The sequence below is a fragment of the Rothia sp. HMSC061E04 genome, assembly GCF_001813685.1.
In the GTDB taxonomy this organism is placed as follows: Bacteria; Actinomycetota; Actinomycetes; order Actinomycetales; family Micrococcaceae; genus Rothia; species Rothia mucilaginosa.
On record NZ_KV813698.1, the window covers coordinates 191,283 to 213,841 of the forward strand.

Consider the following 22,559-nt stretch of genomic DNA (forward strand, 5'->3'; position numbering starts at 1 on the left):
GATTGAAAACATGCACGCGGATCTTCGCTCCGGCGCATCCCGTTATAAAACGGTCTAGCGTCTACAATAGCGGATTACGCCGCAGAGATGAAACTGTTCATGCTCTCAATATGGATTTAATTGAAAATTTTAGCGTGGGCCACAGGTTTTTAGCCCGTGGCCCACGGGTGAGACGCGAAAATTACTCGCCGCGGCTCTTCTGGATGATCTCGTCAGCGACGTTCTTGGGAACCTCGCCGTAGCTATCGAATGCCATCGAGAACACTGCACGACCCTGGGTCTTGCCACGCAGGTCGCCAATGTAACCGAACATTTCGGTCAGGGGCACAATAGCCTTGATGATCTTAACGCCGGATGCGTCCTCCATGGAACGAACCTGGCCACGGCGGGAGTTCAGGTCGCCGATAACGTCGCCCATGTACTCCTCGGGGGTACGAACCTCAACGTCCATCAGCGGCTCGAGCAGGACCGGGTTAGCGCGCTTAGCGCCTTCCTTGAAGACCATCGAACCAGCGATCTTGAACGCCATTTCGGAGGAGTCGACGTCGTGGTAAGCACCATCGATCAGGGTTGCCTTCACGCCCACCATCGGGTAGCCAGCGAGGACACCGAATTTCATAGCGTCCTGGATACCAGCGTCGACCGAGGGGATGTACTCGCGAGGAACGCGGCCACCGGTGACCTTGTCCTCGAACAGGTACAGCTCTTCGCCATCCAGGGGCAGGGGCTCGAAGGAGACCTGCACCTTTGCGAACTGACCGGAACCACCGGTCTGCTTCTTGTGGGTGTAGTCGACCTTCTCGACTGCCTTCTTGATGGTCTCGCGGTAAGCAACCTGGGGCTTACCAACGTTAGCCTCAACCTTGAACTCACGCTTCATACGGTCAACGATGATGTCCAGGTGCAGCTCACCCATACCACCAATTTCGGTCTGACCGGTTTCTTCGTTCAGCGAAACGGTGAAGGTGGGGTCCTCAGCGGAGAGCTTCTGGATAGCGGTGGACATCTTCTCCTGGTCACCCTTGGTCTTGGGCTCGATAGCCACGAAGATCACGGGATCGGGGAAGGTCATCGACTCGAGAACAATCGGGTGTGCAGGGTCGCACAGGGTGTCACCGGTGGTGGTGTCCTTCAGACCGATTGCTGCGTAAATGTGACCTGCGGTGATCTCTTCAACAGGGTTCTCCTTGTTGGAGTGCATCTGGAAGAGCTTACCGATACGCTCCTTCTTACCCTTGGTGGAGTTCAGAACCTGCTGACCCTGAGCTGCGGTACCGGAGTACACACGGGTGTAGGTCAGCTGACCGTAGAACGGGTGAGCTGCAACCTTGAACGCCAGCGCTGCGAAGGGCTCCTCAGCGGATGCCTTACGGGTCAGCTTCTCTTCCTCGTTGGAGGGGTTGGAGCCGACAACGTCCGGAACGTCCAGCGGGGAGGGCAGGTACTCGATCACAGCGTCCAGCATGGGCTGAACACCGCGGTTCTTGAATGCAGAACCACAGAGAACGGGGAATGCCTCACCGGAGATAACCAGCTGACGGATACCAGCCTTAATCTCGGGGATGGTCAGCTCGCCCTCTTCGAGGTACTTCTCCATGAGCTCTTCGCTAGCCTCAGCAACAGCCTCAACCAGCTCAGCGCGGTACTGCTCAGCCTTCTCAACCAGGTCAGCAGGAATGTCCTGAACCTCGTAAGAGGAGCCCATGGTCACATCACCCTTGGCGTCGCCGGGCCAGACGTATGCCTTCATTTCGAGCAGGTCAACAACACCGAGGAAGTCGCTCTCAGCGCCGATGGGGAGCTGAACAACCAGCGGGCGTGCGCCCAGGCGGTCGATGATGGTCTGAACGGTGAAGTAGAAGTCAGCACCCATCTTGTCCATCTTGTTGACGAAGCAGATACGGGGGACATCGTACTTGTCAGCCTGGCGCCAAACGGTCTCAGACTGGGGCTCAACACCTTCCTTGCCGTCGAACACAGCAACTGCGCCGTCGAGGACGCGCAGGGAGCGCTCAACCTCAACGGTGAAGTCGACGTGACCGGGGGTGTCGATAATGTTGATCTGGTTGTCCTTCCAGAAGCAGGTGGTTGCTGCGGAGGTAATGGTAATACCTCGCTCCTGCTCCTGAGCCATCCAGTCCATGGTGGAAGCGCCGTCGTGGGTCTCACCGATCTTGTGGTTAATACCGGTGTAGAACAGAATGCGCTCAGTGGTGGTGGTCTTACCGGCGTCGATGTGCGCCATAATACCGATGTTGCGGACCTTGTTAAGGTCGGTGAACACGTCAAGTGCCACGTTATTCTCCCTAAATGAGATACTCCGAAAGCCTGCCGACTCGAATCGACTCGGCAGGCTCTAAACGGAGAATTACCAGCGGTAGTGTGCGAAGGCCTTGTTGGACTCGGCCATCTTGTGAGTGTCCTCGCGACGCTTCACAGCGGCACCGAGACCATTGGATGCATCCAGGATCTCGTTCATCAGACGCTCAGTCATGGTCTTCTCGCGGCGCTGCTTGGAGAAGCCAACGAGCCAGCGGAGAGCCAGAGCGGTGGAACGGCCGGGGCGAACCTCAACCGGAACCTGGTAGGTTGCACCGCCAACGCGGCGGGAGCGAACCTCGAGAGAAGGCTTGATGTTGTCCATAGCCTTCTTCAGGGTTGCGACCGGGTCAGAACCGGTCTTCTTCTCGACGCCCTCGAGGGCACCGTAGACGATGCGCTCTGCGACGGACTTCTTGCCGTCCAGCAGAACCTTGTTGATCAGCTGGGTGACCAGAGCGGAACCGTAAACAGGATCGTTTACGAGGGGACGCTTGGGAGCGGGACCCTTACGAGGCATTACTTCTTCTCCTTCTTAGCGCCGTAGCGGGAGCGAGCCTGGCCGCGACCCTTAACACCCTGGGTGTCCAGAGCGCCACGAACGATCTTGTAGCGAACACCGGGGAGGTCCTTCACACGACCACCGCGAACGAGCACGATCGAGTGCTCCTGCAGGTTGTGACCCTCACCGGGGATGTATGCGGTAACCTCGACGCCGCCGTTGAGCTTGACACGAGCGACCTTACGCAGTGCCGAGTTCGGCTTCTTCGGGGTGGTGGTGTACACACGGGTGCACACGCCACGCTTCATGGGGTTGCCCTTCAGTGCGGGCGCCTTGGTCTTAACGACCTTGGGAGTCCGGCCCTTACGGACCAGCTGCTGAATAGTAGGCACGTTTTCTCCGTTGCTTGATCAGGTTTCTCGTTAGAGAAGCCCGTATAAACTTACTGGCCCCCATCACGTTGGATGGGTGCTCTCGGTTATCAGAAACGCTCGGATGCATATCCGGTTGGCTTCTATAGGTTCCTCGACATCTCGGCGAGTTCTCAGGGCTAAAATTCCCCATCATCAGAGGTGAAAAAGTTTTTGGGCACGCTTAAAAATGGCATTTAGGCGTCAGCAAAAAGCAACGCCAAAGGACGGTATCCATACTGCCATTGATTCATCATGCCCGCGCCCTCGGGAAATATCCCGCGTAAACCCACCGGGGGTGGATCCTTGTGCACCGAGCTCAAGTACTTCGGATAAGACTATACAGGTTAAATCCCGCTTAATCTAGCGCCTAAGCTGGGATTCTTTGCTTTTAATGCCTCCCCCAGGGGCAAAACCCAATGATTTGCCTCACTTAAATTACATCCTTGGGATTTACCGCTCCCCCACTGCCCCCCTCCCCCACCTCTGTTTCTATTGCCTCCTTGACGCAATTTAAAGCAGAAGGCCGCCAAGAACCTCTCAATGATTCTTGGCGACCCCAACAGATGCGGGAGGCGAGCGCATAGCTGCACCCGCCTCCCACAAGAGAGTATTCAGTTATAGGTCCGCCACAGCAACTGCTGGACTACGCCACCTGGAAGACTCGAGTCTGACCCTCAAACGGGGTGATAGTCTTCGAATTCTTCTTAGCATTGCCGTAGTAGCGGATGCGGTACTGCCCCTTAGGAGTATTAGCCGGCACCTTCCAGCGAACCGTCACCTGAGACGCCGAAACACCAATGCGCTTCCATTCAAAGAAAGTATCCGGATTATTATCCGCGGTGTAGTACTTCCAGGTATTACCCACACGACGCTCAATCACGAAGTAACTACCGTCGTGATGCATGTTGTTATTTGGGTGAGCACCAGCGAAACGAGCCGTCACCTCTTCGCGGCCGGCAATAGCGTCCTGAGGCTGCTGAGTGACCTGGCCGTAACGCATACCAAACATGGGGGTATCGTAGACGACCTTACCCTGCAGGCTCGCTACCGGGCGACGATCGTTCGGGCGGTCACCAATACCCAGAGGGGTACCGTTCTTCAGCGAGGTTCCGACAATATTAATGGTCTGGCGGAACGCACTGGAGGTGTAACGACCGAAGAGGGTCGCGCCACCTTCATACTGCTGAGAGTCATACTCCTCAGGAGTCGTCACGTAGTGATCGTAGGCGTTGGTGTAACCCTGCAGAATAATATGCGATTCGGGAACACCGAAGAGCTTAGCTGCATCCTGGCGGTACTGCACACCCACCGCGCCGGTGAACTCACCGGGCATACCCAGCAGGTAGTAGTCACCGAAGCGCATAATCTGCACCGGATACTTTTCCTGAATGATCGTTCCATTTTTTGCAGAGAAAAGAATGCCCTTCGGCTGCTGGCAACGCGTCTGCGCAGCGCTCGGAGTGAACACCAAAGTACCCAGAATAGAGGGGCGACCAGAGCCTTCCTTATAGACCGCCCAACCGCCGCCGCCGTCCTCAGTGGAGCCGGCACCAAACGGAGTACCCAAGAAACCCTGACAGGTGCGCTCATTATGACCGCTACCGGTGTACTTGGCATCCACGTTCATACCCGAGAAATTGAAGTACGAAATACGTGAATCCAGACCCTTACCCACCGGAGTACCCGCGCTCTTGAGCTGAGAACGCACAGCATTAGCCTGCTTCTCACCCTGAATCTTCACATTCTTGAACTGGTCATTAGTGGGACCCTGACCAGGCTTCAACCAAGTATTCGGGGAAACATCACCAGCATTAGCATTTGCAAACGCCGCAACGAAACCATCACCACTACCGGGAACATTGCGGTCAACGCCGTGATCCTGAGTCTCCAGCAGATACTCCGCATAACCCTTGTTATCACTCGAAATCAGAGTATTCTTCGAGGTCAAAGAAGTCGGGTGAATCGCATACCAGTTCAACACCGCACGAGTCTTACCGTTGCGCTCCAGACGCAGAGTCATATTGGTCGGATCGGTACCGCCGGGCAACTTAGAACGCAACTGGGGAGAATCCAGATTAAACGCCTCGCGGGAACGGTTAGCGCCAACACCGGTCAGCTTCGAAGATGAAATCGTCAGGTTACCTGGAGCCAGGTCCTTAGTTGCCTGGCGGATTGCCTTCAGCGAACCATTCACCTGAGCATTGAAAGTGTCCTGATGGAAGCCCAGAGTGGTGATATTGTAGAGGCTCTGGTGCGTAATACCACCGGGGGTCGCATGGGTGTGAGTCGCGGTAATCATAATGTTTGACTCATCGTATGCGGAGCCAAACTCTGCACGGATACGCTTGACCAGTTCATCACGCAGAGACTGCCAGCCAGTCAGAGAGTCCAAGACAACAATGAGGTTGCGCTTACCGGAGGCGCGATCCACCGCAATAAAAGCACGAGCATACTGGCGAGTATGCACGCCGCTACCTTTCTGAGAGCTCTCACCGTAGCCCATGAAACCGACTTCACCGGGCTCACCGGTAATATCCGCCGCACCCGCACCTACCAGGTAGGGGGTAGCACTAGCGCTCTGAGAGGCAGGAGCTGCGGTCGCAACCTGACCGGCAGGAAGAACTGCGGAAGCCGCAATAAGGCATGCTGCACCAATGCGAGCAATAGAGTGGGTGGGTGCTTTAAAACGCGAAAAAACAGAGGAGCGCTTTCGCTCCCCTGCAGACAAAGAGGAATTCTGTTCAAGCATCTGAGATTGAGATGTTCCGGAGGGCAGTCGGGTGCCGCTAGTAGTCACCCACCCGGAAGTGATTGGAGTGATATGCATGCCTTCAAGAATAGAACCTAGTCAAAAGGCTTTCCAGTTGAATTAGCATTGTTCAAATAAAGAACATTTATTCTATATATACCCCAAAGAAAAACGAGTGAATATTCTATATATTGCAGTTCTAGTGCGGTTTCTAGGGAGATTTAGAATATTTGACCGCCATCTAATTTCTTGCTCTGTCAAGCAATTTTCTCATCATGAAAAATGATGCACTCCAATGATTTTTTCATAAATAAATTCGTCCACTAGGCATAAAATCTACAACCTCACATTGAAGGGTAAAGAATATTAAAGCCACGCTTAAAAGAAACCTCCACCTCCTCGTGAAACAAAAAACGCGGATACCCGAGACAAACTCGAGTATCCGCGTTCTTTATCAAGGACCAGGCCGGGGCTCTAAACCCTCAACCTACCCCTCACGGCAGAAGCCTTAGTCCAGACCACGACCGTACTCATCCAGCGAAACAGCCATAAAGCCGCCGTTGCCGTAAGTGTACACCTCGTTATCCATCTGGAACGCGCTCTGGTAACCACCGAAAGTGTCCAGAGCCTGCATACGCTCAGCAGTAGCCTGGGCGCTGGGCTCAACCTCAATATCGTTGTAACGTGCCAGACCGGTACCGGCGGGAACCAGCTTACCGATGATCACGTTCTCCTTCAGGCCGAGCAGCGGGTCAGTCTTCGCCTCCATAGCAGCCTGAGTCAGGACGCGGGTGGTCTCCTGGAAGGAGGCCGCCGACAGCCAGGACTCGGTAGCCAGCGAAGCCTTGGTAATACCCATCATTTCCGGACGGCCAGCTGCGGGCTTCTTACCCTCAACCAGTGCCTTGCGGTTAGCAGTCTGGAAAGCAATGTTATCAACCAGCTCACCAGGCAGCAGATCGGTATCGCCGGACTCAATCACGGTCACGCGACGCAGCATCTGGCGAACAATAACCTCAACATGCTTGTCGTGGATTTCCACACCCTGCGACTTGTACACGCCCTGAACCTCGCTCACCAGGTGCTTCTGAGCCTCACGAGGACCACGAATACGCAGAACCTCCTTCGGATCAACAGAACCGGTAGCCAGCTGATCGCCAACCTGAACGTGATCGCCGTTCTGCAGCTTAGAAGCTGCACGACGCAGAACAGTGTAGGACTGGGGCTCGGAACCATCGTCCGGGGTCACCACAATCTTGTAGGACTTCTCGGTATCCTCAATGGTCACGCGACCGGACACCTCAGAAATCGGGGCAACACCCTTGGGGGTACGAGCCTCGAACAGCTCCTGAATACGGGGCAGACCCTGAGTAATATCGTCAGCCGAAGCCACACCACCGGTGTGGAAGGTACGCATGGTCAGCTGGGTACCGGGCTCACCAATCGACTGAGCCGCAATAATACCAACAGCCTCACCAATGTCCACCAGCACATTCGAAGCCATCGAACGGCCGTAGCACAGTGCACACACACCAATAGCGGACTCACAGGTCAGAACCGAACGGACGCGAACATCCTTCACGCCTGCCTTGAAGAGCTTCTCAATGAGCTCATCAGAGACATCGGAACCAGCAGCAGCCAGAACGTTGCCAGCCTCGTCCTTCACGTCAACCGCAAGGGTACGACCGTGAATCGAAGTCTCGACATCCTGGTGCAGACCGCCATCCTCATCAATCAGAGGCAGAACCAGACCGCGGCGAGTGCCACAGTCGTGCTCGCGAACGATAACGTCCTGCGAAACGTCCACCAGACGACGAGTCAGGTAACCCGAGTTAGCGGTACGCAGTGCGGTATCCGCCAGACCCTTACGTGCACCGTGGGTCGCGATGAAGTACTCCAGAACCGACAGGCCCTCACGGTACGAGGACTTAATCGGGCGAGGCATAATCTCACCCTTCGGGTTCGACACCAGACCGCGGATACCCGCAATCTGACGGACCTGCATCCAGTTACCACGTGCACCGGAGGTCACCATACGGTAAATGGTGTTCAGACCACCGTGAGAGCTCAGGTTCTCACGCATAGCCTCAGCAACCACGTCGGTAGCCTCAGTCCAAACCTTAATCAGCTCCTGACGACGCTCTTCGTCATCGATGGTACCGATCTCGAAGTCGTCCTGAATTGCAGCAGCCTGCTTCTCGTAGCGCTCCATAATTGCCGGCTTCTCAGCGGGAGTAGCAATATCGGAAACAGCCACGGTCACGCCCGAACGAGAAGCCCAGTAGAAACCGGAGTTCTTCAGGTTATCCAGAGCACGAGCCACAACATCCATCGGGTAACGCTCAGCCAGATCGTTAATCAGGCTACCCAGGCCCTTCTTATCTGCCACGCCGGAGAACCAGGGGTAATCCTTCGGCAGAGCCTGGTTGAACAGAACCTGACCAACGGTGCAGTCCAGCAGGACAGGGTCGCCAGGCTTGTAACCCTCGGGAGCTTCCCAGCCCTCAGGAGCAACAAACTGGTCACCATCAAGGCGAATCTTCACCTTGGTGTACAGCTCAATCTCGTGACGATCCATCGCCATCAGAGCCTCAGACACCGAGGAGAATGCGTGACCCTCGTTCTTCTGACCATCGCGGGGGCTGGTCAGGTGGTACAGACCAATGATCATATCCTGCGAGGGGACAGCCACAGGGCGACCATCCGAAGGCTTCAGGATGTTGTTCGAGGACAGCATGAGGATACGAGCCTCAGCCTGAGCCTCGGGAGACAGCGGCAGGTGAACTGCCATCTGGTCACCATCGAAGTCAGCGTTGAACGCGGAGCAAACCAGCGGGTGCAGCTGAATAGCCTTACCCTCAACCAGCTTCGGCTCAAACGCCTGAATACCGAGGCGGTGCAGGGTAGGTGCACGGTTCAGCAGAACCGGGTGCTCAGCAATAACCTCTTCCAGAACGTCCCAAACCTGCGGGCGGAAACGCTCAACCATACGCTTAGCGCTCTTAATGTTCTGAGCGTGGCTCAGCTCCACCAGACGCTTCATAACGAAGGGCTTGAACAGCTCCAGCGCCATCTGCTTGGGCAGACCACACTGGTGCATCTGCAGCTGAGGACCAACCACAATCACGGAACGACCCGAGTAGTCAACACGCTTACCGAGCAGGTTCTGACGGAAACGACCCTGCTTACCCTTCAGCATGTCAGACAGAGACTTCAGGGGGCGGTTACCGGGGCCGGTCACCGGGCGACCGCGACGACCGTTATCGAACAGCGAGTCCACAGCTTCCTGTAGCATACGCTTCTCGTTGTTCACGATAATCTCGGGAGCACCCAGCTCCAGCAGACGCTTCAAACGGTTGTTACGGTTAATCACACGACGGTACAGGTCGTTCAGGTCGGAGGTCGCGAAACGGCCACCGTCCAGCTGAACCATCGGGCGCAGTTCCGGCGGAATAACCGGAACAACATCCAGGACCATACCCAGCGGGGAGTTGTTAGTGGTCAGGAAGGCGTTAACAACCTTCAGACGCTTCAGAGCGCGGGTCTTCTTCTGACCCTTACCGGTCTGAATGATCTCCTTCAGAGCCTCAGACTCAGCCTCCAGGTCGAAGGACTCCAGACGCTTCTTAATAGCCTCTGCGCCCATCGCACCCTCAAAGTACAGGCCGTACTTATCAATCATGGAACGGTACAGAGCCTCATCACCTTCAAGGTCAGCGACCTTCAGGTTCTTGAAGCGATCCCACACACGATCCAGGTGCTCAGCCTCACGCTCGTAACGCTTACGCACTGACGCGAGCTGACGCTCAGCGTTATCACGCAGCTTACGCTTCTCAGCAGCTTTGCCGCCCTCTGCCTCAATACGAGCCAGCTCCGCCTCAACCTCACGGCTAATAGCGTTCACATCAGCGTTCAGAGCAGCCTCAAGCTCCTGCTTCTCACGGTCGTGAGCAGCCTGCAGCATCGGCAGATCCTCGTGACGAGCTTCCTCATCAACCTTAGTGATCATGTACGCAGCGAAGTAAATGACCTTCTCCAGGTCCTTCGGAGCCAGATCCAGCAGGTAACCCAGACGGGAAGGAACACCCTTGAAGTACCAAATGTGGGTAACAGGAGCAGCCAGCTCAATGTGACCCATACGCTCACGACGTACCTTAGAGCGGGTCACCTCAACACCACAGCGCTCACACACAATGCCCTTGAAGCGCACGCGCTTGTACTTACCGCAGTAGCACTCCCAGTCCTTGGTGGGGCCGAAGATACGCTCGTCGAAGAGACCGTCCTTCTCGGGCTTCAGGGTACGGTAGTTGATGGTCTCGGGCTTCTTAACCTCACCAAAGGACCAACGACGGATGTCGTCGGCGGTGGCGAGGCCAATTCGCATCAAACCAAGCGAAGATTCGTTGGACATATCGGTCCTAATCTCTTTCTGTAAGTTTCTGAAGACTTGGGTTAGCGGGCGGGAACCCCACAACGCACGCGAGCGCATGCGGGGTTCCCCACCCTAGAAGGAGGCGGTGCTTATACCTCGTCGACGGAGCTAGGCTCGTCGTGGGTCAGGCTCACGCCCATATCTTCTGCTGCCCGGAAGCCTTCTTCCTCCGAGTCGCTCATCTCAATAATCTTGCCGTCGGTGGAGAGCACCTCGACGTTCAGGCACAGAGACTGCATTTCCTTGATAAGAACCTTGAAGGATTCGGGGATACCCGGCTCAGGGATGTTCTCGCCCTTCACGATAGCCTCGTAAACCTTCACACGGCCCGCCACGTCATCGGACTTGACGGTCAGGATTTCCTGCAGGGTGTATGCGGCGCCATATGCTTCCAGCGCCCACACTTCCATCTCACCGAAGCGCTGACCACCGAACTGAGCTTTACCACCCAGAGGCTGCTGGGTAATCATCGAGTACGGACCGGTGGAACGAGCGTGAATCTTGTCATCCACCAGGTGGTGCAGCTTCAGGATGTACTGGTAACCAACCGAAATCGGGTCCGGGAACGGTTCACCGGAACGGCCGTCAATCAGACGTGCCTTACCGGAACGGTTGATCAGACGGTCACCATCGCGGTTCGGGTTCGAGTGGTCCATAAGGTCGAACAGTTCGTCCTCGTGGGCACCGTCGAACACCGGGGTTGCCAGGCGGGTCGGGCCGGATTCCTTCGGGAAGTTCGGCATGTGCTTAAGCCACTCGGGCTCGCCCTCAATCTTCCAACCCTGCTTAGCCAGCCAACCGGTGTGGACTTCCAGAACCTGACCAATGTTCATACGACCGGGCACGCCCAGCGGGTTCAGGATAACGTCCACGGGGGTACCGTCTTCCAGGAAGGGCATATCCTCGATCGGTAGGATCTTGGAAATAACACCCTTGTTACCGTGGCGGCCTGCAAGCTTGTCGCCGTCGGTAATCTTACGCTTCTGAGCCACGTACACGCGAACCAGCTGGTTCACGCCCGGGGGCAGATCGTCCTCATCGTTGTTCTCGCGGTCGAAGATACGGATACCGATGACGGTACCGGACTCGCCGTGAGGAACCTTCAGGGAGGTGTCGCGAACCTCGCGAGACTTCTCACCGAAGATTGCGCGCAGCAGGCGCTCCTCGGGGGTCAGCTCGGTCTCACCCTTGGGGGTGACCTTACCAACGAGGATGTCGCCAGCCTCAACCTCAGCACCGATGTGGATGATGCCGCGCTCGTCCAGAGCCGAGAGAACATCCTCGGACACGTTCGGAATGTCGCGGGTAATCTCCTCGGGGCCCAGCTTGGTGTCGCGGGCGTCAATCTCGTGCTCCTCAATGTGAATCGAGGTCAGCACGTCCTCAGAAACCATGCGCTGGGAGAGGATGATCGCATCCTCGTAGTTCAGGCCTTCCCACGGCATGTATGCCACGAGCAGGTTCTTACCCAGTGCCAGCTCGCCGCCGTCGGTGGAGGGGCCATCAGCAATAACGTCGCGGTACTCGACGCGCTGGCCTTCCTTCACCACAACGCGCTGGTTGTAGCAGTTACCCGGGTTCGATCGGGAGAACTTCATGATCGGGTAGGTGGATACAGAGCCGTCGTCGTTACGGACGATAACGGTCTTAGCGTCCACGGAGGAAACCACACCGGGCTTCTTCGCGAGCACGGAGTCACCGGAGTCCAGTGCTGCGTACTTCTCCATACCGGTACCAACCACGGGAGCCTCAGACTCCAGCAGGGGCACAGCCTGACGCTGCATGTTAGCACCCATCAGTGCTCGGTTAGCGTCGTCGTGCTCCAGGTAAGGAATCAGAGCGGTAGCAACAGACACCATCTGGCGCGGGGAGACGTCCATGTACTGAACGGCGCCGGGAGCAACCAGAACAGCTTCGCCAGAACCATCGCCCGCACGGCAGAGAACCTCGTTCTCAGCGAAAGTGCGGTCAGCGTTCAGCGGTGCGTTTGCCTGTGCGATAACAACAGACTTCTCGTCGTCAGCGGTCAGGTAGCGGACCTCATCGGTCACGCGACCGTCAGTCACCACGCGGTAGGGGGTCTCAATGAAACCGAAGGAGTTGATACGACCGTAGGTTGCCAGCGAACCAATCAGACCAATGTTCGGGCCTTCAGGGGTTTCAATGGGGCACATACGACCGTAGTGCGAGGGGTGGACGTCTCGAACTTCCATACCTGCACGGTCACGGGACAGACCGCCCGGGCCCAGTGCGGACAGACGACGCTTGTGGGTCAGACCTGCCAGCGGGTTGTTCTGGTCCATGAACTGCGACAGCTGAGAAGTACCGAAGAACTCCTTGATAGCCGCCACGACGGGGCGGATGTTCACCAGGGACTGCGGGGTGATAGCGTCCACGTCCTGGGTGGTCATGCGCTCGCGAACCACGCGCTCCATACGGGACAGACCGGTACGGATCTGGTTCTCAATCAGCTCGCCCACGGTGCGGATACGACGGTTACCGAAGTGGTCGATGTCGTCGATATCAATCTTGAGGGAGATCTCCTCGCCGTCACGGACGCCGGGGATGCTGGTCTCGCCTGCGTGCAGAGCGCAGAGGTAACGAATCATCTGAGCGATGTCGTCCTGGCTCAGAACGGAAGCCTCGGGGGAATCCATGGGAACGTCCACACCGAGCTTACGGTTCAGCTTGTAACGGCCAACCTTCGCCAGGTCGTAGCGTCGCGGGGTGAAGTACATGTTGTCCAGCAGAGCCTGGGCAGCTTCAACCGTCGGGGGCTCACCCGGACGCAGCTTGCGGTAGATATCCAGCAGAGCCTCGTCGCGGTCCTTGACGGAGTCCTTCTCCAGGGTTGCGCGGATGGAGTCGTACTGACCAAACTCAGCCAGGATCTTGGACTCGGTCCAGCCCAGAGCCTTCAGCAGAACAGTCACGGACTGCTTACGCTTGCGGTCCAGACGCACGCCAACCTGGTCGCGCTTATCAATCTCAAGCTCGAACCATGCACCGCGGGAAGGAATCACGCGGGCAGAGTAAATGTCCTTATCGGAGGTACGGTCCGGAGCCTTCTCGAAGTAAGCACCGGGGGAACGCACCAGCTGAGAAACGACCACACGCTCAGTACCGTTAATAACGAAGGTACCGGCCTCGGTCATCAGGGGGAAGTCACCCATGAACAGGGTCTGCTGCTTGACCTCGCCGGTAGCGAGGTTCATGAATTCAGCCTTAATGTACAGCGGAGCCGAGTAGGTTGCGTCGCGGTCCTTGCACTCCTCAACAGAGTACTTGGGGTCAGCAAACTCAGGCTCAGAGAAGGAGAGCTGCATAGTCTCCTGGAAGTCACGAATCGGGGAGATTTCTTCAAAAATCTCAGCCAGACCGGACTGAGCGGGGACAGAAGTGTCACCAGCAGCCTGCGCCTTCTCCAGACGCTCCGCCCAGCGCTCGTTACCAACGAGGCGGTCGAAGCTATCGGTCTGGATAGCAAGCAGGTTGGGAACCTTCAGCGGTTCGTTAATCTTCGCGAATGAAATTCGGCGCGAGACGTTCTCTGCGCCGTTAGCGGCGTCATGGTTAGAGGTGCTCGAAGCGACCAAAATGGGGATCCTTCCACAGACATGTCTGTTAGCAATCAGCCTCCCGGCGACATTACCGGCGACACGACAACCTCAGCCCCCGAATAAAACGGTGCTCGAAGCTATAGAGTCGGACGGAAAAACGTCACCTTCAGCCCGTGCCCACCGCTATATGAAGGCACAAAGGTTAGGGAAAGCGTAAATACTAACGATACAGGAAGAAAGCCCTTCTGTCTACCACACCCTCATCAGGAGTGCAAACCTGCCACAGCGTGCACCTAGCATTCCACCACATTCACAGCCAAACCACCCATGGACGTCTCCTTATAACGGTGAGACATATCCAAACCGGTCTGACGCATCGTCTCAATCACCTGATCCAACGACACACGGTGCGTACCATCACCACGCAACGCCATACGAGCCGCCGTCACAGCATTCGACGCAGCCATCGCATTACGCTCAATACACGGAATCTGCACCAAACCACCCACCGGGTCACACGTCAGACCCAGGTTGTGTTCCATCGCAATCTCAGCCGCATTCTCAACCTGCTCGGGAGTACCACCCATCACCTGCGCCAAACCAGCAGCAGCCATCGAGGAGGCGCTACCCACCTCACCCTGGCAACCCACCTCAGCACCAGAAATCGACGCGCGCTTCTTATACAGCACACCCACAGCAGCAGACGCCAAGAAGAAATCAACAACCGCCTGATCACGAGCAGCCTGACCGCAATGGCGAATACCCTGCGTGTAATTCATCGCGTAATGCAACACCGCAGGAATAATACCCGCAGCACCATTCGTCGGAGCAGTCACCACACGACCGCCAAAAGCATTCTCCTCATTGACCGCCAAAGCAATCAGATTCACCCAGTCAATAGCGAACTCAGGAGACTTCGAAGGGTCCTCCACCATCAAATCGCGATGCCACGCACCCGCACGGCAACGCACCTTCAAAGGCCCCGGCAAATAACCCACACGCGCCAGAGAAGAGCCAATGCACTCCTTCATCACACGGTAGATATGCAAGATACCGTCACGGACCTCCTGCTCAGAACGCAGAGAACACTCATTCGCCATCTTCAACTGAGCAATCGACAGACCAGACTCATTCGCCATCTCCAGCAGCTCAGCAGCCGAACCAAACGGATACGGAGGGTTCATCAGCGACGCACCACCGGTCGCCTCCTCATCACCCTCAACAATGAAGCCGCCACCAATCGAATAGTAGGTGCGCTCCAACAGCAGCTGCTCGCCCTCAAATGCCGCAATCTTCATACCGTTCGTATGGCGCGGCAAAACAGTCAAAGGACGCAGAGTCATATCCAGCTCACGGTACTTCACCACCGGGCCGTACACCTTCTGCTCCTCACCACCGGGCGCAGTCACACCGTAAGCAGAGGACGGGTAACCAGCAAGCGGCAAAGTACCATCCACGCTATTGCGCTCCATCAACGCCTCAGAATCAGCAATATTGATCGTCTCAGGCACAAAACCGCACAGACCCTTCAACGCCGCGCTCATCGTGCCGTGACCGGCACCCGTAGCCGCCAACGAACCATACAGATCCACGTGCACACCCGTCACACGATTCAGCAGGTCCTCATCGATCAGCTCCGCCACAAAACGATTCGAAGCACGCATCGGACCGACCGTATGCGAGCTCGAAGGACCCACGCCAATGCTGAACATCTCAAAAACACTGATGTCATACGGCAGAGCCTCTGCCTTCTTCTGCACGCTGCTGGGCGCGCTCTGGGTAATAGCCACGTTCTGTCCTTCAAATAAAAATGTCTGTGCACCGCGCCAAAAGATATGCGCCCTTCAACAGAGGAGCCGCCCACCAAGCTACGGTCTATAAGTGCGGACAATCACCTTTGACTGGCCGCTCTAATCCTAACGCACTTCAGAACCAGCACAAACTAAGGCTCAGAACACCTCACACACTCCCCCGCCGCTCAACGCCCACCTCACGGCGCAGAAAAGGCGCCGTGCCCACACAGGACACGACGCCTCTGCCCTACAGATTACCTGCAGAAAAACTCTTACTTCTCACGCTTGTAGAACGGCAGAGCCACAACATCAAACGGAGCACGCTTACCGCGGATATCAACATCCACAGTAGAACCAACCTCAGAGAATTCACGGTTCACCAGCGCCATAGCAATCGGGAAGCCCAGAGTCGGGGAAGGAATACCGGAGGTAACCTCACCGATCTCATTACCCTCAGCATCAACCAGCTTAGAACCGGCACGAGCAGGACGCTTCGCCTGAGCCTTCAAACCAACCAGGATGCGCTTCGACTCGCTCTTAGCCAGCTCAGTCAGAGCCTCACGACCAACGAAGTCAGCCGCTTTCTTCTCCAGAGCGATCTCAACCAGACGGCCCAGACCGGACTCAAACGGAGTAATCTCAAGACCCAGCTCATGACCGTACAGCGGCATACCAGCCTCAAGACGCAAGGAATCACGAGAAGCCAGGCCAGCAGGAATCATACCGAAAGGCTCACCAGCAGCAGCCAGCTTATCCCACAGCTCAACAGCGTTCTCATTCGGAACGAACAGTTCGAAGCCGTCCTCACCGGTGTAACCGGTACGAGCCAGCAGAACATCAACGCCAGCAACAGTCAGCGGCACCGAAGCGTAGTACTTCAGCTCGCGGACAGCCTCCTCATCAGAAACACCAGCAGCCAGCAGAATCTCCTCAGCACGAGGACCCTGAACAGCCACCAGGGAAGTCTGATCCGACTCATTCACGAACTCAACGTTGAAATCACCCAGGCGCTCGCTCATCGCAGCGAAGTCAGTGTCAATGTTCGAAGCGTTCGGAACGACCATGAACTCCTCATCGCCCAGACGGTAAGTAATCAGGTCGTCAATCACGCCGCCCTTGTCGTTGACCAGGATCGAGTACTTTGCCTTACCGACCTTCAGGATGGACATGTTCGACACCAGAGCATAATCCAGGAACGCGCCCGCATCCGGGCCGGTCACACGGAACTCACCCATGTGGGACAGGTCGAAAATACCGGCACGAGTACGGACAGCCTCATGCTCAGCAACGTCATTAGCGTACTTCAGGGGCATATCCCAGCCGCCGAAGTCGGTGAAAGAAGCGCCCAGCTTCTCGTGGACCGGGTACAGGGAGGTCTTCTTGGGGGACATTAGATTCTCCTCACGCACAGCCTTGTGCTGTTATCGTTCAATCGTCGTAGATTTAGTTCACCCCCACAGACACGAGATACGCTGCGGAGGCGGTCCCCACCCGCCCCCAGAAACCTGAGGACGAGTGAGGCAGGTAGACCGCTACAGCCCACCCAGGAGCGTTACAGGCTCCTTATGCTTCCAGGTCGAAAGCCTCCATCGGGGGGCATTCGCACACGAAGTTACGGTCACCGCCAGCGCCATCAATACGACCCACCGAGGTGAAGTACTTGTTAGCGCGCAGGCTCGGGACAGGGAAAGCCGCCTGAGTACGGCTGTAGGGGCGATCCCACTCATCAGCGCTCACCACATCAACGGTGTGCGGTGCGTTGCGCAGAACCGAATCCTCCACAGCGACCTTCCCCTCAGCCACCTCAATAATCTCATCGTAGATGGTCTCCATTGCCTCAATGAAGCGGTCCAGCTCTTCCTTCGACTCAGACTCAGTCGGCTCAACCATCAGGGTGCCCGGAACCGGGAACGCCAGGGTCGGAGCGTGGAAGCCGAAGTCCATCAGACGCTTGCAGACATCCTCAGCAGTCACGTGAGACTGATCGGTCAGCTGACGCAGGTCCAGGATGCACTCGTGAGCGACCAGACCGCCGGGGCCGGTGTACAGCACCGGGTACTTGTCGTTGAGCTTCTTCGCAATGTAGTTAGCGTTCAGCACCGCGTACTGCGAAGAGTCCTTCAGACCCTGAGCACCAGTCATCGCAATGTACATCCAGCTAATCGGCAGAACACCGGCAGAACCGAAGAACGCCTGAGAAATCGGCAGTGCAGCATCGTTGGGGAGCTTACCTTCAGCATCAGCGCGGTATGCGTCGCCGGGCAGGAACTTCGCCAAGTGCTCACGAACAGCCAGCGGGCCAACACCGGGGCCGCCACCACCGTGAGGAATGGAGAAGGTCTTGTGCAGGTTCAGGTGCGAAACGTCGCCGCCGAACTTACCGGGCTGAGCGAAGCCCATCTGAGCGTTCAGGTTCGCGCCATCCAGGTACACCTGGCCGCCAGCCTCGTGAACCAGCTGGCACACCTCAGCAACCTGCTCCTCAAACACACCGTGAGTGGAGGGGTAGGTAATCATGATGCCGGCAACCTTGGGGCCGTACTTCTCGATCTTGGCTTTCAAGTCGTCAACATCAATCGAACCGTCAGCCGCAGTTGCCACGCCGGCAACCTTCAGACCAGCCAGAGCAGCAGATGCCGCGTTGGTGCCGTGAGCAGACAGCGGAATCAGGACGGTATCGCGCTCGTGGTCACCGTTAGCCTCGTGGAAGGAACGGATAGCGCGCAGACCAGCGTACTCACCGGTCGCACCCGAGTTCGGCTGCAGCGAGATAGCATCGTAACCGGTAATAGCAACCAGCCACTCGCTCAAATCCTTAATCAGCTCGTGCCAGCCCTCAGCCTGATTCTCCGGGACCAGCGGGTGGATGTTCGCGAACTCAGGCCAGGAGATGGGCTCCATCTCAGCGGCCGCGTTCAGCTTCATAGTGCACGAACCCAACGGAATCATGGTGCGGTCAAGTGCCAGATCCTTGTCAGCGAGGTGACGCAGGTAGCGCATCATCTCCGTCTCGGAGCGGTACTTGTGGAAAATCGGGTGCTGCATGTAGTCATCGGTACGCAGCAGCTCAGCGGGCAGATCGTACTGTGCATCTGCCTCACCCAGGGTGCCGCCCAGAGCCTCAACCAGGCCCTTGAGCAGCTCCTCACCGTGAGACTCACCCACGGAAATACCGATGCGGTTCTCGTCGAAGCGGCGGATGTTCACGCCAGCTTCCAGAGCCTTCGCAACCAGCTCGTCAGCACGGCCAGCAGCCTCCACCACGACGGTGTCGAAAAAAGTATCGTGAGCGATACCGTAGCCCGCAGACTTCAGCGCGGTAGCAACACGAGCGGCATTAGTGTGCAGGCGGTTCGCGATAGCGCGCAGACCCTCAGGACCGTGGTACATCGCGTAAGCACCAGCAACAATCGCCAGCAGAGCCTGAGCAGTACAAATATTGGAAGTAGCCTTCTCACGGCGAATGTGCTGCTCACGAGTCTGCAGAGCCAGACGGTACGCAGGCTTACCAGCCGAATCCTTAGAAACACCCACCAGACGGCCAGGCATGGTACGCTCCATGCCCTTGTGAACAGCCATGTACGCAGCGTGGGGGCCACCGAAGAAGAAGGGCAGACCGAAACGCTGAGTGTTACCAACTGCGATATCAGCACCCAGCTCACCCGGAGACTTCAGCAGGGTCAGAGCCAACAGGTCAGCGACCACAGTGACCAGGGCGTTACGCTCCTTAGCGGCCTTAATCAGCGGCTCAATATCGCGAATATCGCCTTCATTGCCGGGGTACGCCAGGACGATACCGTACAGGTCGCCCTCAGGCAGACCCTCAGAGAAATCAGTAATGACGAAGGGAATGCCGAGCATCTCTGCACGGCCGCGAGTCACCGAAATAACCTGAGGCAGGCAACGGGAGTCAATCGCGAAGAAGCCATTCTTCACCTTGCGGTTCGCACGGTGCATCATGACAGCTGCCTCAGCTACTGCGGATGCCTCATCCAGCAGGGAGGAGTTTGCAATCTCCAGGCCGGTCAGCTCCATCACGGTGTTCTGGAAGTTCAGCAGAGCCTCCAGACGGCCCTGAGAAATCTCAGCCTGGTACGGGGTGTAAGAAGTGTAGAAACCGGGGTTTTCCAGAATGTTACGGCGCAGAACCGCGGGAGTTACTGCATCGTAGTATCCGGCACCAATCATCTGGGCGAGAACCTTATTCTTCGCAGCATAGCCGGCAATCTTTGCCTGAGCCTCATGCTCCGACAGCGGAGCAGGCAACTGCAATTCGCCGTCAAGGCGAATCTGCGAGGGGACAACAGCGTCCATCAGCGCATCCAGGGAAGAGTATCCCAGGGTTTCGAGCATCTGCTCTGCGTCTGCGGAACGGGGGCCGAGATGACGATCAATAAAGGACATAGGATTCTCCTATTAGTCGGCGCAAACCGTAAAGGGGTCACGTCGCGCTATTGCGACGAGTCGAACGCTTTAAGTGTCCCACATCTCCGCAAAGTTTTGCTAGCTTTACCAACATTTGACATGCCTAAACATCAAAGTCTTTTGCCCCGCTAAGCTCCCTCCCTGTTAGAGGAAAAACAGCAGAAACGCACAAAGCCCGGCTCGTTCTCTCCGAAGAGAAAACGAGCCGGACTCAGTCAAAGCAAACTTCACATACATCCCGCAGAAGGATGTATTAGAAGACCCTACTTAGCGTGGTTGGGCTTGCCACCGTGCGGCACGAGGAATGCCGACAGAAAGGCGAGGAACGCGGTCACGGCCAGCAGCATCAGACCGATGAAGTAGTTGTTCTCAGCCTGGTTGTAGGTTGCACCCATCACCAGCGGCGGGAAGAAACCACCCAGAGCGCCAGCAGCAGCAACCACACCGGACACCGCACCAACGTTCTTCGGATCAGCCGCACGAGCCACCCAGCCGAAGACCGAGCCGTGGCCCAGACCCAGAAGAGCAGCCATCAGGATGAAAACAGCACCATACACGTGCTCAGCATCAGGCTGGAACGCGGTAATAACTGCCAGGATCACCACACCACCCAGGGAGATGAGGGTGATAATCTTCGGACCGAACTTATCAGCCAGCACACCACCGATGGGACGAGCAATCACAGCAGCAACCGCAAAGCCAGCCGCACGCATACCAGCGTCGTTAGCGTTGAAGTTGTAGATGTTGCTCAGGTAAGTAGGCAGGTAGTTCGAGAATGCCACGAACGCACCGAACACAACAGCGTAGAGGAAGCACAGCTGCCAAGTGGTCTTCACCTTGAATGCCTGAACAATCTTCGGCATCAGCGGAGTAACCTCACGGCCGATGGTTGCCGGGGAATCCTTCAAGAAGAAGAAAGAGATAGCAGCGGTTACAGCACAGATAACAGCAATCAGAACGTGAGTCTGGAAGTAACCAATACCCTGCACCAGGCGGGGGGTAGCGAATGCAGAAATTGCAGTACCCACCATGCCGGCACCGAACACACCGGTCGCAAAACCCTTCTTGGAAGCGTCATACCATGCGGAACTGAAGGGAATACCCACAGCGAACACGGTACCCGCAATACCCAGGAAGAATGCCACAACAAGCAACATGGGCAGCGAGTTCATCTGACCAGCAACACCAACCAGGAAGACCAGGGGTGCGCTAATCGCCAGAACAGCGGTGAACATAATACGACCACCGTAGCGGTCAGTCAGACCACCAACGGGAATACGGCCGATAGCGCCGATGAAAATCGGCATAGCAACCAGAAGGCTGGTCATACCAGCGTCCAGGTGCATCTGCTTTGCGTACATCTTCGCCAGCGGGCCAATGATGGTCCATGCCCAGAAACCAATGGTAGAGACGAAGGTAGCCAGCAGAACGTTACGGAGCTGACCATTCTTTAGGTCGTAGCTCGGTGCAGCAGGGGTGCTCATATTTCCTCTTTTGCAATATGGATATGTGTATTAGCGGTCGGCGCGCTCACGTGGGAGAGTACCTACCGGATCCCAACCTCGACGTGCACCAACACGCTGGCCGCCACGAGTGCGGTACACGGTGTAGGGGCGGAAGAGGTAGTGCAGGGGCACAGTCAGTGCATGCACCAGGCGGGTAAAGGGCCAAATGATGAACAGAACCATAGCCACCACGATGTGAATCTTGAAAGCCACGGGAATATTCACCATCAAAGCTACCTCAGGGTGGAAGTAGAACAGCGAACGGAACCAAACAGCGATGGTCTCACGGTAGTTGAAGTGAACCTCGTGACCATTCACCGGAGGCAAACCGCCCGAGGGGTTCACAGCCGAAACCAGAGTAGCCGCAGTGCCAGCGAGAATCACCAGGACCAGAATGACGTACATGAAAACGTCATTACGGGTGGTAGCCGAACGAACACGAGAGTTCGAAGCGCGACGACCAATCAGAATGAACATACCAACGATGGTTGCAACCGCGGCTGCAGAACCTACAACCAGCGCCATCATGTGGTAAGCGTCTTCCGACAAGAACAGGTCGGTAAACGACTTGGGAATCAGCAGACCACCAACGTGGCCAAGGAAAACGGCCGCAAGACCGTAGTGGAACAGGGGTGAAGCGATGCGCAGCAGCTTCGATTCATAGACCTGGGACGAGCGGGTAGTCCATCCGAACTGGTCAGTACGGTAACGCCAAATGGTGCCACCAATCAGAACGACCAGCGCAACATAGGGCAGAACGCCCCACAGCAGGATGTCCACAATACCCGGATCGGCTACAGCCTGTGCAGCATGTCCTGCGTTCTCAGAAGCAAGTACGTACACGTGTTGTCTCCTCACAAG

Annotated in this window: 11 protein-coding genes; all 11 read right to left on the minus strand. The window is 56.6% G+C overall.

Going from position 1 to position 22,559, the window contains the following annotated elements:
* Positions 1-181 precede the first annotated feature (181 nt).
* Positions 182-2,296: an elongation factor G gene (fusA, locus tag HMPREF2927_RS03715; protein ID WP_005504943.1), complete on the minus strand. Its 2,115-nt coding sequence runs from the start codon at positions 2,294-2,296 to the stop codon at positions 182-184.
* 72 nt (positions 2,297-2,368) lie between these two features.
* Positions 2,369-2,839 (minus strand): 30S ribosomal protein S7, encoded by a 471-nt coding sequence (rpsG, locus tag HMPREF2927_RS03720; RefSeq protein WP_005504941.1) that lies wholly within the window; start codon positions 2,837-2,839, stop codon positions 2,369-2,371.
* The gene (rpsL, locus tag HMPREF2927_RS03725; protein ID WP_005504939.1) at positions 2,839-3,213 is read right to left on the minus strand and encodes a 30S ribosomal protein S12; all 375 of its coding nucleotides are present in this window, start codon (positions 3,211-3,213) and stop codon (positions 2,839-2,841) included. The genes rpsG and rpsL overlap by 1 nt, the downstream gene beginning before the upstream one ends.
* A 664-nt stretch (positions 3,214-3,877) precedes the next feature.
* Positions 3,878-5,983: a neutral/alkaline non-lysosomal ceramidase N-terminal domain-containing protein gene (locus HMPREF2927_RS03730; protein WP_083311164.1), complete on the minus strand. Its 2,106-nt coding sequence runs from the start codon at positions 5,981-5,983 to the stop codon at positions 3,878-3,880.
* Between the two features lie 508 nt (positions 5,984-6,491).
* Positions 6,492-10,394, minus strand: a complete 3,903-nt coding sequence (locus HMPREF2927_RS03735; RefSeq protein WP_070685647.1) for a DNA-directed RNA polymerase subunit beta' — start codon at positions 10,392-10,394, stop codon at positions 6,492-6,494.
* Positions 10,395-10,504: 110 nt separating this feature from the next.
* Positions 10,505-14,011, minus strand: a complete 3,507-nt coding sequence (gene rpoB, locus HMPREF2927_RS03740; RefSeq protein WP_070685649.1) for a DNA-directed RNA polymerase subunit beta — start codon at positions 14,009-14,011, stop codon at positions 10,505-10,507.
* 257 nt (positions 14,012-14,268) lie between these two features.
* Positions 14,269-15,765: an L-serine ammonia-lyase gene (locus tag HMPREF2927_RS03745; RefSeq protein ID WP_070685652.1), complete on the minus strand. Its 1,497-nt coding sequence runs from the start codon at positions 15,763-15,765 to the stop codon at positions 14,269-14,271.
* A gap of 275 nt (positions 15,766-16,040) precedes the next feature.
* Complete coding sequence (gene gcvT, locus HMPREF2927_RS03750; protein ID WP_049338079.1) at positions 16,041-17,159, minus strand: glycine cleavage system aminomethyltransferase GcvT; 1,119 nt, start codon at positions 17,157-17,159, stop codon at positions 16,041-16,043.
* 172 nt (positions 17,160-17,331) lie between these two features.
* Entirely contained in the window at positions 17,332-20,172 is a 2,841-nt protein-coding gene (gene gcvP / locus HMPREF2927_RS03755; protein ID WP_012903038.1) for an aminomethyl-transferring glycine dehydrogenase, read from the minus strand.
* Between the two features lie 284 nt (positions 20,173-20,456).
* Complete coding sequence (locus HMPREF2927_RS03760; protein WP_070685655.1) at positions 20,457-21,677, minus strand: MFS transporter; 1,221 nt, start codon at positions 21,675-21,677, stop codon at positions 20,457-20,459.
* 30 nt (positions 21,678-21,707) lie between these two features.
* On the minus strand, positions 21,708-22,541 hold the full coding sequence (narI, locus tag HMPREF2927_RS03765; RefSeq protein ID WP_070685657.1) for a respiratory nitrate reductase subunit gamma: 834 nt from the start codon (positions 22,539-22,541) through the stop codon (positions 21,708-21,710).
* Positions 22,542-22,559: the final 18 nt, after the last annotated feature.